Here is a 14,605-nt window from a genome sequence, read left to right as displayed (position 1 = left end):
ATACCGAGGCCCGCGGGCGCACGCTCAGTCGGCGAGCGGATTCGGCGTGTCCATGGTCCCCCACCGGACGGCGAGACCGTCGAGCAGCAGATCGAGACCGAGCCGGTAGTCGTCGTCGACACCATCCTCGTCCTCGTCGGCGGGACCACCGATGTAGCCGCCGGAGAGCATCAGAGGCGCGAGGTACGGCAACCGCTCGACGGTGACCACTTCCCCGAGTTCGGCGAAGGCCTCGGCGCCGAACTCGACGTCTTCCTGCCCCGCCAGGTCCCGTTCGAGGCCGGCGAACGACGCCACGTACGACGAGAGCGCGAGGACCACCGAAATCTGTTCTCCACCGCCGAGGCCGAGTTCGCTGAGGGCGCGCATCCCCCGGTCGGCGATGTACATCGACACAGGCATCAACACGGACGTCGGCCCCCGCGGAACGTCGAGCATCCATGGATGCTCGCGATACATGTCCCGGAGAAGGTCGGCCCACGCGCGCAGATCCTCGCGCCAGCCCGCCGCGGGCACTTCGGCCGCCGACGGCGGTAGCAGCGACTCGGAGCCGATCATGAGCAGGAGCAGTTCGTCTTTGTTGGCGACGTACCGGTACAGGGACATGGTGGTGAAGCCGAGCTCTTTGGCGACTCTGGCCATGGTGACCGCCGCGATGCCCTCCGCGTCGGCGATCGCGATCGCCTGGGTGACGATCTGCTCGTGCGAGAGTCCGCGTCGCGGCCCGTTCTGCGACGGCACATACGTCCCCCACGCGATGGCGACCGGTCTGGGCAGTCCGCTCTCGGTCTTCTCCGTCATGCCCCCACCCTATGTCCGACCGAGAACTCTGTGTACATGACCCACTGTGTATGCCATACTCTGTCTATGTCATACACAGATGGTCCGATCATTCAGCTCACCGACCTCACCAAGCGCTACGGCGACCGCCCCGTGCTGACCGGCCTGTCCCTGACAGTGGCACCGGGCATCCACGCACTCCTCGGACCGAACGGCGCCGGGAAGACCACGCTCATCGACATCCTCACCACACTCCGCCCCCACGACGACGGCGCCGCGACCGTCCTCGGCCTTGACCTGGCCACGTCCGGAGCCGACATCCGCCGCCGAATCAGCGTGACGGGCCAGTTCGCGACCGTCGACGAAGTCCTCACCGGACGGGAGAACCTGATCATGATGGCGCGACTCCTCGGACTGTCGTCCCGCGCCGCACGTAGCCGGGCAGACGAACTCCTCGATCGCTTCGATCTCGCCGCCGCCGCAGATCGACGCGCCTCCACGTATTCCGGCGGCATGCGACGACGCCTCGACCTCGCCGTCAGCCTCATCTGGCCGCCCGAGATCCTCTTCCTCGACGAGCCGACCACCGGACTCGACGCGCACAGCAGGCTGGCGTTGTGGCAGCAGATCCGCGAACTCGCCGAGCACGGCACGAACGTCTTCCTCACCACCCAGTACTTGGAGGAGGCCGACGCACTCGCCGACGAGATCTCGGTGCTCGACCACGGCGGGATCGTCGCGCGCGGGAGCGCAGCCGAACTCAAGGAGCGAGTCGGCGGTGCGATGCTCACCCTGCTCGACGACGACGGCGTCGTCGTCGACGAGATCCCCACGGACGGATCGGCGCGCGACCTCGCACGCCTGACCGCCGCCGTCGCCGTCGACCGACCGGGGCTCGTCGTCGAACTGCGGCGCCCGACCCTCGACGACGCCTTCCTTCAACTCACCGGCCACATCGGTGGTCCCGCCACGACACCGGAGGCGGCGTGATGACCACTCCAGCCCCGGGCGTGAGCGCCCTCACCGCCTCGCGCATCCTCATCGGCCGATCGGTCCGCCACAGCGTCCGCGACATCGACGCGATGATCATGGCGGTGATGCTGCCTGTGATGCTCATGCTGCTGTTCGTCTTCGTCTTCGGCGGCGCGATCTCCGACACCGGCAGCTACCTCGACTACGTGGTACCCGGCATCGTGCTGACCTGCGCCGGGTTCGGTGCGGCGAGTACGGGGGTGTCGGTCAGCCAGGACATGACATCGGGCGCCATCGATCGGTTGCGGACCATGCCGGTGTCCGCGGCGACCGTTCTCGTCGGCCACACCGTGGCGAGCGTCCTCCGCAACCTGGTCGCGACCGGCGTCGTCGTCCTCGTCGCCGTCGCCCTCGGGTTCCGCCCCCACGCGAACATCGTCGACGCCGTCGGCGCGCTCGGCCTCATCGCGCTGTACATCCTGGCTATCACCTCGGTGTTCGCGATGCTCGGACTGGTCGCGGGATCGGCCGAAGCCGCCAGCGGCTACGGATTCGTCATCCTGTTCCTGCCGTACGCGTCCAGCGCATTCGTCCCCATCGACTCGATGCCCGGATGGCTCCAGGCGTTCGCGGCGCACCAGCCGGCGACCCCGGTGATCGAAGCGACTCGAGCGCTTCTGGCCGGCCAGGCGCCCGGCGGCGACGCGGTCATCGCCGTCGCCTGGTGTGTCGGGATCATCGCGGTCGCGGCCGCGCTGACCGCCTGGGTGTTCCCGCGCCGCACCGCGCGGTGAGCGCGAACCCGCAGACGACGCGACGCCCGGAACCATCGGTTCCGGGCGTCGCGTCGGTCAGTCTCAGGCGCCGAGCAGGTCGATCACGAAGATCAGCGTCTTACCCGAGAGGCGGTGTCCCGCCCCTTCGGGGCCGTACGCGAGCTCCGGCGGCACGACGAGGCGGCGGCGGCCGCCGACCTTCATGCCGGGGATGCCCTCCTGCCATCCGGGGATCAACGCCTCGAGCGGGAAGTTCGCGCTCTGGCCGCGGTCCCACGACGAGTCGAACTCTTCGCCGGTCTCGAACTCGACGCCAACGTAGTGCACGTCGACCATCCCGCCGCGCTGGGCTTCGGCGCCGTCGCCGACGACCAGATCGGTGATCTGGAGTTCGGTCGGGGCCGGGCCCTCGGGGAATTCGACGTCGGGTTTGGTGTTGTCAGCCATGGTTCTAACGATCTCCCATCGACACGAAGTCGCGCTCGGTGTAACCGGTGTACAGCTGGCGCGGACGGCCGATCTTGGTGGTCGGGTCGGCGTGCATCTCGCGCCAGTGCGCGATCCAACCGGGCAGACGTCCCAGCGCGAAGAGCACGGTGAACATGCGCGTCGGGAAACCCATCGCGCGGTAGATGACGCCGGTGTAGAAGTCGACGTTCGGGTAGAGCTTGCGCTCGATGAAGTAGTCGTCGCTGAGCGCGACTTCTTCCAGGCCCTTCGCGATGTCGAGGAGCTCGTCTTCGACGCCGAGCGAGGCGAGGATCTGATCGGCGGTCTTCTTCACGATCGCGGCACGCGGATCGTAGTTCTTGTAGACGCGGTGACCGAAGCCCATGAGCTTCACGCCGTCTTCCTTGTTCTTCACCTTGGTCATGAAGGCCTTGGTGTCGCCGCCCGACGCGCGGATCTCGTCGAGCATCTCCAGGACGGCCTGGTTGGCTCCGCCGTGCAGCGGGCCCCAGAGTGCGTTGATGCCGCCCGAGATCGACGTGAACAGGTTGGCCTGCGACGAACCGACGAGGCGGACCGTCGACGTCGAGCAGTTCTGCTCGTGGTCGGCGTGCAGGATGAACAGCATGTCGAGCGCCTTGGCGATCTCGGGATTCACCTCGTACGGCTCGGCGGGGAAGCCGAAGGTCATGCGCAGGAAGTTCTCGACGAGGCTCAGCGAGTTGTCCGGGTACAGGAACGGCTGACCCTGCGACTTCTTGTACGCGTAGGCGGCGATCGTCGGGAGCTTCGCGAGGAGTCGGATGGTCGCGAGCTCGACCTGCTCGGGATCCTTCGGATCGAGGGAGTCCTGGTAGTAGGCGCTCAGTGCGTTGACGGCGCTCGAAACCACCGGCATCGGGTGTGCGTTGCGCGGGAACCCGTCGAAGAAACGCTTGAGGTCCTCGTGCAGCAGCGTGTGGCGCTGGATGCGCGTGGTGAAGTCCTCGAGCTCACTCGGGGTCGGCAGCTCGCCGTAGATCAGCAGGTAGCTGACCTCGATGAACGTCGACCGCTCGGCGAGCTGGTCGATCGGGATGCCGCGGTAGCGCAGGATGCCCGCGTCACCGTCGATGTAGGTGATCGACGACTTGGTCGACGCGGTGTTCACGAAACCGCCGTCGAACGTCGTCAGGCCGGTCGTCGACAGGAACGAGCCGAGTGCGACCGAGTCGCTGCCCTCCGATGCCTTCAGTATAGGAAGATCGATCTTTCCACCGGGGTAGGTGAAAGTACCGGTCTGCTGATCGGCGGCGCCATTCTCCACGGACACACAAACCCCTTAGCAATCGCGGGTGAGCAGTTGTTGGTTACAACTTAGTCGGCTTTCGACTCGGCCGCCCACTGAGGGTCCCCCGGGGATCACCACGGGTTTGCTCACAGGGAAGCCTGCGACTTCTCTCGTCGCCCGCTCAGCTTACTCATATCCCGATACCGTGAGTTCATGCGCGAGTACCCGGCGGGAGACGACGCTCTCCTCCTCGACTTCAGCGGACACGACGACCCCGCATCCGCGGCGGCGCGCGCCGCGACTGCGTTGCGGAGGGCCGCGGACGACGGCCTACTGATTGTCGCCGATGTGGTGGCTGGAGCCGAAACGGTTCTGGTGGAAGCGCTTCCGGGCACCGGCGTGAACGAGTTGGGGGTTCGTCGCGTCGTGCACGACTTAGCGGCCGACCACCGGCGGGCCGACGACCCGGCGTCGAGTTCGGGCGATCCGGCGGTCATCGCGACGGTGTACGACGGGCCCGACCTCGCCGCCGCCGCATCGATCGCCCACTGTTCGGTCGACGACCTGATCCGAGCGCACACAGCGGTGCTCTGGCGGGTTCAGTTCATGGGGTTCGCCCCCGGGTTCGGATACCTGATCCCCGATGGTTCGAGTGAGATATCTGACATCGAGCTGCTCGCCCAAATCGGGCGTCGCGGCCAATCGCGACCCGCCGTCCCGTCCGGATCGGTCGCGGTCGCGGCCGGCTACAGCGCCGTCTATCCGCGCGAGAGCCCGGGCGGATGGCATCTCCTCGGTCGCACGACCCGCCGGATGTGGGACTCGTCCGCCGTCCCGCCCGCGGTCCTCTCGACGGGTTCGACCGTCCGTTTCGAGCAGGTGCGCGCATGACCGGCCCGCACGCCGAGTTCGAGGTCGCCTCGACGGGACTCCTCGCGACGGTGCAGGACCTCGGCAGGCCGGGGCACGCACACCTGGGCGTGCCCCGCTCGGGCGCCGCCGACCTCGAGTCGTTCGCGCTCGCCAACCGGCTCGTCGGCAATCTCGAGGACGCCGCGTGCGTCGAGGTGACGCTCGGCGGCTTCTCGGCTCGGCTCCACGGGACCGCTCTCGTCGCCGTCGCCGGGCCGACCACCGTCGTGCGGGTGGACGGGCGCGAGGTCGGCAGCCATTCGGCGATCGCGCTCAAGAACGGCCAGACGTTGTCGGTGACGGCTCCACGCCGCGGCTGCCGCAACTACGTGTCGGTCCGCGGCGGGTTCGCCGTGGCCGCCGAACTCGGCTCACGATCGACCGACACGCTGTCCGGGCTGGGGCCCGCGCCCCTCGCGGTCGGCGACGAGCTGCCGGTCGGCACCCTGTCGTCGACGTGGCCCGCGGTGATGCTCGCGCCGCCCGCTCCGTGCCCGGCGTCGCCAACCGTCACGCTGACCGTTCGCCTCGGTCCACGCGCCGACCGCCTCGTCGCTCCGGATTCGCTGACCGACGGGGCATGGGTGGTGAATCCGGCGAGCAATCGGATCGGCGTGCGCGTGGATCGCCCCACCGACAGCACCGAACCCGTTGTGGCACACCGTGATCTGCCGGAGCCCGCGTCCGAGGGCGTGCCGCTCGGCGGGGTGCAGATTCCATCGAGTGGACAGCCGGTGATGTTCCTCGCTGACCATCCGGTGACCGGCGGTTACCCGGTCGTCGCGGTCCTGACGCCGTCGTCGCTGCACCTCGCGGCCCAGCTCGTCGCCGGCGACCTTGTGCGGTTCGACCTCGGGTGAGCCATTGCCTTTAGGATGAGACGCATCTAGAGTTTCGTCTCATGACGGACGTGCTGCCCTACCAAGCGATCGACCCCGATACACAGACCCTGCCACCGCTCGGGCCCGACTCGGTCACCTGGCGGTACTTCGGCGACTGGCGAGGCATGCTGATGGGTCTGTGGTCGGGGTCGATGCAGAACATGCATCCGAAGCTGGCTGCGGGCGTCTGGGAGCACTCCGACTTCTTCGGCGAGCGCTGGGAACGCCTGATGCGCTCGCTGTATCCGATCTCGGGCGTCGTCTTCGACCAGACACCGGAGACCGGCCGAGAGGTCCGTGACTATCACCTGACGATCAAGGGCACGATGAACGACGGGCGGCGTTACCACGCACTCGACCCGGATGTCTTCTACTGGGCGCACGCAACGTTCTGGTACGGGAACATCCGGTGCGCGGAGGCGTTCGGCCCGCCCATCTCCGAGGCCGACAAGCGCGCCCTGTTCGAGGAGTCGCGCAACTGGTACGCCGCGTACGGAATCAGCATGCGCCCGTGCCCGGACACGTACGAGGAGTTCTTGGAGTACTGGGATCACATGTGCCGCAGGGTGCTCCGTGACCACGATGCGGTGCGCACCGTCCTCGACATCACGTCGCTGCCCGCCCCGCCGTGGGCGCAGCCGTGGATGCCGAACTGGGTGTGGAAACGGCAGGTGAGGGTGGTCCAGCGACTGTTCATGTGGATCACGACCGGCCTCTACGACGAGCCGATCCGCGAGATGATGGGTCTGACGTGGACCGATAAGGACGAACGGCGGTTCCGGCGGTTCGGCACGGCCGTCGACCGGACCCTGCGTCTGCTGCCTGCCCGCTACCGCCGCCACCCGCGCGCCCGTGACGCCGACGACCGGGTCAGCGGCCGCGTCGCGCCCGACGCTCCCCTCGTGGAGACACCGACCCGCAACCTGCCGACCGGCGCCGAGCGCGACAACCCGATCCACTACTGCCCCGTCCACGCGGGTCGCCGCGCCAACCTCCCGTGGCAGAGCAACGAGGTGAACGACTGAGCCGACCGGATTTCGAAGCCGATCACGCCTTCCGTTCGCGCACGATCACCCGGTACCGCCAGAACGCAGGCACCGCGAGGGCGGCGAGAACGGTTCCGATCACGGTGAGGACGCCGCCCCCGGCGACGGTCGCGGCCGTGCCCGCGACTGCGGCGGACCCACCGTGCGCGACGTCGGCGATGCGCGGACCACCGGCGACGATGACGGTGAAGACCCCCTGCAAGCGGCCGCGGACATCGTCGTTGGCGGCAGACTGCAGCATCGTCTGCCGGAAGGCGGCCGACGCCATGTCGGCGGCGCCGCCGACCATCAACGCGACCACGACCAGCGGCAGGACCGGGAGCGGCGAACCGTTCGCGAACAGCAGCAACACACCAGACACCGTGATCGCCAGACCCCACACGACGATGCAGATGATCACCGCGCGTCCCTGCCGCTGCACCCGCGACACCCACCCCGACAGCACCCCACCGACGACGGCGCCGAGCGGAATCGCGATGAACAGCAGCGCGAACGCGACACCGCCGTCGGTCGGTCCGCCGAAGTCCTCGTGCGCCATCTGCGGGAACAGCGCGCGCGGCATGCCGAAGATCATCGCGATGAGATCGACGACGAACGACATCAACAGCACTGGCTGCGTCTTCAAATAGACGAGGCCGTCGATCACCGACTTGAGGCCCGGCGTCGTCGGCCTGACTCCCTCGGGCAGTTCCGGCGGCAGCGACGGCAACGCGATCACCGCCCACAGTGTGGCGAGCAGACAGATCGAGTCCACGAGGTAGAGCAGCGAGAAGCCGAGCACCGGGATCAACGCGCCGCCGACCAGCGGGCCGGCGATCGCACCAGCCTGCATCACGGTCATGTTCAACGAGTTCGCCGCCGGGAGATCCTCCTGCTCCAGGATCCGCGGGAGGACGGCGGTACGCGTCGGCTGGTTGACGGCGAAGAACGCCTGCTGCAGCGAGAACACGCCCAGCAGGATCCACACATTGTTCCAGCCCGCCGCCGCCTGCGCCCAGAACAGCACGCCCGTCGCGATCAGCCCGAAGGTGGTGACGAGCAGGATGCGGCGGCGGTCGAACGTGTCGGCGAGCGCCCCGCCCCACAGACCGAAGACCACGAGCGGTACGAGACCGAACACTCCGGTCAACCCGACGTACGCCGAGCTCCCGGTCATCGCGTAGATCTGGGCGGGCACCGCGACCACCGTCAGCTGCGCGCCGATGACGGTGACGATGTTCGCCCACCACAGGCGACTGAAGTTCTTGTTCTTCAGCGGCGTGGTGTCGGCGAGGAGTCGAGCCACTACGGTTGCAGACGGTCGACGCGCCACGAATCGCCGTCACGCACCGCACGCACCCGATTGTGGAGGCGGTCGGCGCGTCCCTGCCAGAATTCGACGACCTCCGGCTCGATCCGGTAGCCGCCCCAGTCCGCCGGGACCGGGACGGGCCGGTCGGCGCCGAGGTCGGCGGCGACTCCGGCGGCCTTGGCCTCCAACGCCGCGCGCGACACGATGGGACGAGACTGGTCGGACGCCGACGCCGACACCTGCGATCCGCGCGGACGCGAACTCCAGTACGCGGCTGTCTCCGCGGCGCTCACCTTGACCACGCGCCCCCGGACGTGCACCTGCCGCTCCATCGCGATCCATGGAAACGTCGCCGACGCATACGGATTCGTCGCGAGCGCACGCCCTTTGTCGGAGCTGTATCCGGTGAAGAAGACGATTCCGTCGTCGCTCACGCCTTTGCAGAGGACTGTCCGGGTGGCCGGTCGACCGTCCGCGTCGACCGTGCCAACGATCATCGCGTTCGGTTCGGTGACGCCCGCGGTGATCGCGTCAGCTAGCCAGGCGTCGAACAGGGCGCGCCACGGCGGATCGCCGGTCAACCACGCCACGTCGAGGTTCTCGGCGACACCGTCGCGGCCCGTCGCGTCGGCCGCTCCGTACCCGACTCGCATGTTCTGCAATTCGACCTGCCCGTTCACGAGAACTGATGGTATTCCTGACGCTAGTGTGTCGCGCCACTGATTCGCGTCACACTAGACCGTCGGACAGACAGCCGAGGTGATGTAGTCGGCGATCTGTGCGTGCGACCACGATCGGACTCGACCACCACATCCCGATGACGTTCCACGGCGCGTTCCGGCCCGCCGGCCACCGGTTCGATGACCGGGCAGAAGTCTCCCGTCAGCGGTCGAGATGACCCGATACTCGGGTCGAGTGTCCATATACGGGAGAGTATTGCCCGGCGGCCGGGGCAGCAGACCGATCTGTTCTGTTCATACCGCAGCCTCCGGATCCTCATCGAACCGAATCGGTTCGAGGCGACCCGACGTTCTACGATGCTCACCATGACCGAGAACGCCGCGATCACCATCCCCGCCGACCTCCTTCCCGCCGACGGCCGCTTCGGCTGCGGACCGTCGAAGGTCCGTCCCGAGCAGTTGCAGTCGCTGGTCGACACCGGCGCATCGGTGTTCGGCACCAGTCACCGCCAGGCGCCCGTCAAGAACGTCGTCGGCGCGATCCGCAGCGGCCTGACCGACCTGTTCTCGCTGCCCGACGGCTACGAGGTGGTGCTCTCCAACGGTGGCACCACCGCGTTCTGGGATGCCGCGGCGTTCGGACTCGTCCGTGAGCGCGTCCTCAACCTGACGTACGGCGAGTTCTCGTCCAAGTTCGCGACCGTCACCAAGAAGGCCCCCTTCCTGGCCGACCCGAAGGTCATCTCGACCGACCCCGGCACCGCGCCCGATCCGGCCGCGATCACCGCGGCCGACGTCGCGGGCGGCGACGGACCCGCCGTCGACCTCATCGGCTGGGCGCAGAACGAGACGTCGACCGGTGTGGCCGTCCCGGTGCTCCGCCCCGAGGCCGCGGGCGACGCCCTGGTCGCCATCGACGCCACGTCGGGTGCGGGCGGGCTGCCCGTCGACATCTCGCAGACCGACGTCTACTACTTCGCTCCGCAGAAGTCGTTCGCGTCCGACGGCGGCCTCTGGATCGCCATCATGAGCCCGGCGGCGCTCGCGCGCGTCGACGAGATCAAGGCGTCGGACCGCTGGTGCCCGGAGTTCCTGTCGTTGCCGACCGCCGTCGACAACAGCGCCAAGAACCAGACGTACAACACGCCTGCGGTCGGCTCGCTGCTGCTGCTCGCTAACCAGATCGAGTGGATGAACACCAACGGCGGCCTCGACTTCTGCACCGGCCGCACCGCCGAGTCGAGCAGCATCCTCTACTCGTGGGCGCAGGCCAGCGACTACGCGTCGCCGTTCGCCGACGAAGCGCACCGCAGCCAGGTGGTCGGCACCATCGACTTCGCCGACTCGGTCGACGCGGCAGCCGTCGCGAAGACGCTGCGCGCCAACGGCGTCGTCGACACCGAGCCGTACCGCAAGCTCGGCCGCAACCAACTGCGCATCGGCATGTTCCCGGCCATCGATCCGGCCGACGTCCAGAAGCTGACCGAGTGCATCGACTACGTGGTCGGCAAACTCTGATCTAGGCCGGTAGAGGATGGACACGCGGAGAACTCCGCGTGTCCATCACTCGTCTGACCGGGCGGTGACTTACGCTGGAACAGGTATCCGCGTACGTCAGGACGCAGAGGAGGATCGATCGAGTGCGAAAGTTGAAGGCGCTGCGCGTCGATCCGGACGGGACGGTGATCTGTGTCGACACCGACTCCGGCGACCACTTCGCTCTGACGGTCGACGACGTGTTGCGCGAGGCCGTCACTCCGGCCGTCCCGACCCCCGAAGTCCCGACCGCGCCGGACATCACGTTGAGCCCGCGTGAGATTCAAGCCCGCGTCCGCGCCGGAGCGACGGTCGACGAACTCGCCGACGTGACCGGGGAACGCCCGGAGAAGATCTATCGGTTCGCCCATCCCGTACTCCTGGAACGCATGCGAGCGGCCGAGTTGGCGCGCGCATCGCACCCGGCGGGGATCGACGGGCCAAGCCTGAACACGCTCGGCGAACTCGTCTCCGAATGCCTGGCTCTGCGCGGCAACACCTCGGCCGAGGCATCGTGGGACGCGTGGCGCCCCGACGACGGCCGGTGGGTGGTCCAGATCGGGTGGACCAGCAACGGCCGCGACGAGTTCGCGCACTGGCGGTTCACTCCCGGATCGCACGGCGGTAGCACCGAGCCGCTGGACGATCTCGCGGTGGAACTGACCGAACCCGAACTGGCCCGCGCATCCCGTCGCTCGGTCATGTCCGTGGTGCCGACGACGCCCGAGCCGCCGCAGCACGAGGTCCTGCCCGACGGCCACGAGCAGGTCACGGTGAACGCGGACCAGATCATCGAACAGCAGTCGTCGTCTCCACTGGAATTGGAGTTCGAGGACGACCCGTCCGCCGAGCGCAGCGGCCGGGACCAACAACAGCACGGGCAGGGCCCTCGGCATCGCAGCGGAAAACGTGCGACGCCGAGCGTCCCAGCCTGGGAGGACGTCCTTTTGGGCGTCCGTAGTCACCCCGGAGAGTAATTGTTCGCCCACACCACCACATTGTGGTTCGTCGCCTGCCCGGACCCCGCCGAACAGCTTCGACGGGGGTCGGTCGCCGACCCGGACCGCACCGACGACCTGATGCGTCGCGCCTACGTCGACGACGTCCCGTCCGCTACCGCCGTCACGAACCTGTCGACGCTGGCCGATGCCGACGACGATGAGGTGTTCGCCGCGCACTTCGGTGACGTCGCGGTGTTGGCGGGCCGATCGTTGGCGACGGTGACGCCCGACGAGATCACCACGTTCGTGACCGGGCTGGAACCGGGCTGGACGGTTCTGCTGCTGTCGTTGGACCCGACGTCCAACACCGGGGTGTTCGCACGCTGGGAGGACGGACGGCTGCAGCGTGCGTTCGCGGCGTCACCCGACACGATCCACTCCGACCACGGCGTCCCGTTCCCGTTCGAGAGTCCGTTCTGGGCGGGTGAGCGTCCGCTGCAGTACCTGCCCGGCGCCGAAGCCGACCCACTGGATCTGCCGTTCCATCCCGCAGAGCTGGCCGAGGAGGCGAACCGTCAGTGGCTCGGCTTCCGGTTCACCCCGCCGACGGGCGACGGCGACACCGAGCTGACCCGCATCCCGGTGTTCACGTACCGCATCCTGTCCGAGGGTGCGGAGGCGACCCCCGCGTCCCAGGTGAAGCCGCTGCCGACGGCAGAGCCTGCGCCGTCGGCCGCCGACGAACCCGCAGACGTCCCCGAGGAACTCGCAAGCGTCCCCGCGGGCGCCTCGGCTGAGCTCACCGACGCGGAGGTGACGATGCCGCTCGCCGTCTCGACACCGCCCGGACCAGCTCCGGAGCCGAAGGCGCCCGGCCCGATCTCGCGGTACTTCGGTTTCCGCGGGCGCCTGTAACCAGCCCGCTGATCAGCGGCCCGATGATCAGCGACTCAGTGCTTCATAGAACGCGACCGCAGCGGCCGTCGCGACGTTGAGGGAATCGGTGCCCCGGCTCATCGGGATGTGCGCGCGAACGTCGCAGGAGCGCATCGTGTGCTCCTTCAGGCCGGGCCCCTCGGCGCCGACGAGGAACGCCAGCTTCTCGCCCTGCACCGCTTGCCGCAACGGCACACTGTCCTCCCCCGGTGTCAGGGCGATCGTGCGGAAGCCGTCGCCGCGCAACCGCTCCAGATCGCCGGCCCAGTCGTCCGACCTGGCGAACGGCACGAGCAGCGCATGCCCCATCGAGACGCGGACGCAGCGCCGGTACAGCGGGTCGGCGCAGCCGGGCCCGAAGATCACCGCGTCGACGCCGAGGCCTGCGGCATTGCGGAAGACGCTGCCGATGTTCTCGTGGTCGTTGACGCCTTCCAGGACCGCGACGGTCCGCGCCAAGGAGATCGCCGACGCCACCGTCAGCGCCTGCGGGCGACGCGCAGCGGAGAGCACGCCGCGGTTGAGGTGGAAGCCGATCACCTCGGCCATCACCTCCTTGGACGCACGATAGAACGGAATACCGCCCGCGCCCTCGACCACGTCGCCGGACAGTTCGGCGAGGCGACGGTCCACCCCGAACAGCGCATGCGGCGAGAACCGCGATGCGATCATCCGTTGGACGACGAGGACGCCTTCGGCGATCACCAGGGCCTTGCCGACGCTGCCGCCCGGCAGCGCCGGAAGGTCGGGTCGACGGTCCACGGAGTTGAGATCACGGAAGTCGTCGACCCGCTCGTCGGCGGGATCGGTGATGTCGATGACCTCGACGGTTAGACGCTGGCTCACCTGCAATACGGTGGCACACCTGAGCCACCAGACCCAAAATGGCAGAGTGGACACCGTGGACAACCTGACGATGACGCACGCGAGCGACGCCGATTGGCCCGAGATCATCGACTTGGACGCCCGCGCGTTCGCTCTGCCGAGCCCGCTCCCCCGCGACGAGATCACCGAGTTCCGCGCCAAGGTCCCCGATGAGGCGACCTACCTGATCCGCGACACCGGGACCGTCGAGGGGTCGTCGACGATCGTCGCGTTCTCGCTGTACTACGACCTGCCGTTGACCCTCCCCGGCGGCGCGGTCGCGTCGACCGCGGGTCTGTCGTGGGTCTCCGTGTCGGCGACACATCGCAGGCGTGGGCTGCTGCGCCGGATGATCGACGGCCAGTTCGCCGACTGGCGCGCCAACGGACATCCGCTGGCGCTCCTGACCGCGACCGAGGGCACGATCTACGAGCGGTTCGGATTCGGTCCCGCCGCGTTCGCGCACCGGGTCAGCGTCACGCCGTCGGCGGCGACGTTCCGAACGCCTGCCCCCGACGACTCGCGCGTGCGCTATGGCACACCCGAAGAGGTCGAGACGCATGTGCCCGCCGTCCACGCGCGGTGGGCGGCGGCGCGCGGCGGGGCGATCGGACGGCCGGACGCCTGGTGGCCGTCGTTACTGGCGGACCGAAGTTTCCGCCGGAACTCGCAGACATCCGGACTGCACTACCTGCTGCACCCGGACGGATACGCCGCGTACCGGATCGACGCCCGCGACCGGACCGCACTCGTCGACGACCTCGTCGCCGTGACGTCGCAGGCGCACGACGACCTGTGGCGTGTGCTGACGAGCCTCGACCTGATCTCGTCGGTCAATGCGTCGATCCCGGTGGACGATGCGCTCCCGCACCTGCTGACCGATGCGCGCGCGGTTGAGCTCCAGGCGCGGCCGGACACGCTGTGGGTGTCGATCCTCGACGTCGTCGACGCGTTGTCGCTGCGTACGTACTCCGAGGACGGAACACTCGTCATCGAGCTCGCCGACGCCTACTCCGACCGTGCGGGCCGCTACCGGCTGAGCGTCGTCGACGGTTCCGCCGACATATCGCGCACCGACGACGAGCCCAACGCGAGCATGGACATCTCCGTGCTGTCGAGCCTCTATCTCGGCGGCTCCGCCGCACGCGGGTTCGCCGAAGCCGGACGGATCGACATCGACTCCGCCGACTCCCTCACCCTCCTGGCCCGCATGTTCGACGTCGAGCACGCTCCGTTCGCAGGCACCTTCTTCTAGGGGCGCGCGGTCTGC

The 14,605-nt window shown here is 68.4% G+C and carries 15 protein-coding genes; 9 read left to right on the top strand and 6 right to left on the bottom strand.

Annotated elements, in window-relative coordinates:
- Positions 1–24: 24 nt before the first annotated feature.
- Positions 25–801 carry a TetR/AcrR family transcriptional regulator gene (locus L5G28_RS06100; RefSeq protein WP_237000750.1) on the bottom strand — a complete coding sequence of 259 codons (777 nt, stop codon included), beginning with the start codon at positions 799–801 and terminating at the stop codon, positions 25–27.
- 66 nt (positions 802–867) lie between these two features.
- On the opposite strand from L5G28_RS06100, the gene L5G28_RS06095 reads away from it, so the two are divergent.
- Together L5G28_RS06095 and L5G28_RS06090 are read left to right on the top strand one after the other, a co-directional pair.
- Positions 868–1,770 (top strand): ATP-binding cassette domain-containing protein, encoded by a 903-nt coding sequence (locus L5G28_RS06095; RefSeq protein ID WP_237000749.1) that lies wholly within the window; start codon positions 868–870, stop codon positions 1,768–1,770.
- Positions 1,770–2,546 carry an ABC transporter permease gene (locus L5G28_RS06090; protein ID WP_237000748.1) on the top strand — a complete coding sequence of 259 codons (777 nt, stop codon included), beginning with the start codon at positions 1,770–1,772 and terminating at the stop codon, positions 2,544–2,546. The genes L5G28_RS06095 and L5G28_RS06090 overlap by 1 nt, the downstream gene beginning before the upstream one ends.
- Before the next feature lie 63 nt (positions 2,547–2,609).
- Here L5G28_RS06090 and L5G28_RS06085 read toward each other — a convergent pair whose 3' ends face one another.
- A complete protein-coding gene (locus L5G28_RS06085; protein WP_237000747.1) occupies positions 2,610–2,975 on the bottom strand; it encodes an FKBP-type peptidyl-prolyl cis-trans isomerase in 366 nt (121 codons plus the stop codon).
- Positions 2,976–2,979: 4 nt separating this feature from the next.
- Positions 2,980–4,290 (bottom strand): citrate synthase, encoded by a 1,311-nt coding sequence (locus L5G28_RS06080; protein WP_236996123.1) that lies wholly within the window; start codon positions 4,288–4,290, stop codon positions 2,980–2,982.
- 171 nt (positions 4,291–4,461) lie between these two features.
- Here L5G28_RS06080 and L5G28_RS06075 point away from each other — a divergent pair, with 171 nt between their 5' ends.
- The 3 genes from L5G28_RS06075 to L5G28_RS06065 are packed head-to-tail and all read left to right on the top strand — an operon-like array spanning position 4,462 to position 7,066.
- The gene (locus L5G28_RS06075) at positions 4,462–5,139 is read left to right on the top strand and encodes a 5-oxoprolinase subunit B family protein (protein WP_237000746.1); all 678 of its coding nucleotides are present in this window, start codon (positions 4,462–4,464) and stop codon (positions 5,137–5,139) included.
- A complete protein-coding gene (locus tag L5G28_RS06070; protein ID WP_237000745.1) occupies positions 5,136–6,020 on the top strand; it encodes a 5-oxoprolinase subunit C family protein in 885 nt (294 codons plus the stop codon). Before L5G28_RS06075 ends, L5G28_RS06070 begins: the two co-directional genes overlap by 4 nt.
- 41 nt (positions 6,021–6,061) lie before the next feature.
- Positions 6,062–7,066: an oxygenase MpaB family protein gene (locus tag L5G28_RS06065; protein ID WP_237000744.1), complete on the top strand. Its 1,005-nt coding sequence runs from the start codon at positions 6,062–6,064 to the stop codon at positions 7,064–7,066.
- A 22-nt stretch (positions 7,067–7,088) separates the two neighbouring features.
- Here the strand turns inward: L5G28_RS06065 and L5G28_RS06060 are convergent, their stop codons facing one another.
- Together L5G28_RS06060 and pdxH are read right to left on the bottom strand one after the other, a co-directional pair.
- The gene (locus tag L5G28_RS06060) at positions 7,089–8,372 is read right to left on the bottom strand and encodes an MFS transporter (RefSeq protein WP_236996627.1); all 1,284 of its coding nucleotides are present in this window, start codon (positions 8,370–8,372) and stop codon (positions 7,089–7,091) included.
- Positions 8,372–9,031 carry a pyridoxamine 5'-phosphate oxidase gene (gene pdxH / locus L5G28_RS06055; RefSeq protein ID WP_237001265.1) on the bottom strand — a complete coding sequence of 220 codons (660 nt, stop codon included), beginning with the start codon at positions 9,029–9,031 and terminating at the stop codon, positions 8,372–8,374. The genes L5G28_RS06060 and pdxH overlap by 1 nt, the downstream gene beginning before the upstream one ends.
- Positions 9,032–9,424: 393 nt before the next feature.
- On the opposite strand from pdxH, the gene serC reads away from it, so the two are divergent.
- The 3 genes from serC to L5G28_RS06040 all read left to right on the top strand — a co-directional run bounded on the left by serC (position 9,425) and on the right by L5G28_RS06040 (position 12,450).
- On the top strand, positions 9,425–10,576 hold the full coding sequence (serC, locus tag L5G28_RS06050; protein WP_237000743.1) for a phosphoserine transaminase: 1,152 nt from the start codon (positions 9,425–9,427) through the stop codon (positions 10,574–10,576).
- A 122-nt stretch (positions 10,577–10,698) separates the two neighbouring features.
- Complete coding sequence (gene sepH, locus L5G28_RS06045) at positions 10,699–11,571, top strand: septation protein SepH (RefSeq protein ID WP_237000742.1); 873 nt, start codon at positions 10,699–10,701, stop codon at positions 11,569–11,571.
- Entirely contained in the window at positions 11,572–12,450 is an 879-nt protein-coding gene (locus L5G28_RS06040) for a DUF6928 family protein (RefSeq protein ID WP_237000741.1), read from the top strand.
- A 27-nt stretch (positions 12,451–12,477) separates the two neighbouring features.
- Here L5G28_RS06040 and L5G28_RS06035 read toward each other — a convergent pair whose 3' ends face one another.
- Positions 12,478–13,323: a TrmH family RNA methyltransferase gene (locus L5G28_RS06035; RefSeq protein WP_237000740.1), complete on the bottom strand. Its 846-nt coding sequence runs from the start codon at positions 13,321–13,323 to the stop codon at positions 12,478–12,480.
- Positions 13,324–13,363: 40 nt separating this feature from the next.
- On the opposite strand from L5G28_RS06035, the gene L5G28_RS06030 reads away from it, so the two are divergent.
- Positions 13,364–14,590 carry a GNAT family N-acetyltransferase gene (locus L5G28_RS06030; RefSeq protein ID WP_372477181.1) on the top strand — a complete coding sequence of 409 codons (1,227 nt, stop codon included), beginning with the start codon at positions 13,364–13,366 and terminating at the stop codon, positions 14,588–14,590.
- Positions 14,591–14,605 lie beyond the last annotated feature (15 nt).

Source organism: Gordonia liuliyuniae (assembly GCF_021739025.1).
GTDB lineage: Bacteria > Actinomycetota > Actinomycetes > Mycobacteriales > Mycobacteriaceae > Gordonia > Gordonia liuliyuniae.
The sequence above is the reverse complement of the archived record's forward strand: the minus strand, read 5'-3'. Positions and strand labels throughout refer to the sequence as shown.

Bases quoted from the DNA above. Each gene is read 5' to 3' on its own strand.
- serC (WP_237000743.1), top strand. From the start codon at position 9,425: ATGACCGAGAACGCCGCGATCACCATCCCCGCCGACCTCCTTCCCGCC.
- L5G28_RS06095 (WP_237000749.1), top strand. From the start codon at position 868: ATGTCATACACAGATGGTCCGATCATTCAGCTCACCGACCTCACCAAG.
- L5G28_RS06090 (WP_237000748.1), top strand. From the start codon at position 1,770: ATGACCACTCCAGCCCCGGGCGTGAGCGCCCTCACCGCCTCGCGCATC.
- pdxH (WP_237001265.1), bottom strand. From the start codon at position 9,031: ATGCGAGTCGGGTACGGAGCGGCCGACGCGACGGGCCGCGACGGTGTC.
- L5G28_RS06070 (WP_237000745.1), top strand. From the start codon at position 5,136: ATGACCGGCCCGCACGCCGAGTTCGAGGTCGCCTCGACGGGACTCCTC.
- L5G28_RS06085 (WP_237000747.1), bottom strand. From the start codon at position 2,975: ATGGCTGACAACACCAAACCCGACGTCGAATTCCCCGAGGGCCCGGCC.
- L5G28_RS06065 (WP_237000744.1), top strand. From the start codon at position 6,062: ATGACGGACGTGCTGCCCTACCAAGCGATCGACCCCGATACACAGACC.
- L5G28_RS06075 (WP_237000746.1), top strand. From the start codon at position 4,462: ATGCGCGAGTACCCGGCGGGAGACGACGCTCTCCTCCTCGACTTCAGC.
- L5G28_RS06100 (WP_237000750.1), bottom strand. From the start codon at position 801: ATGACGGAGAAGACCGAGAGCGGACTGCCCAGACCGGTCGCCATCGCG.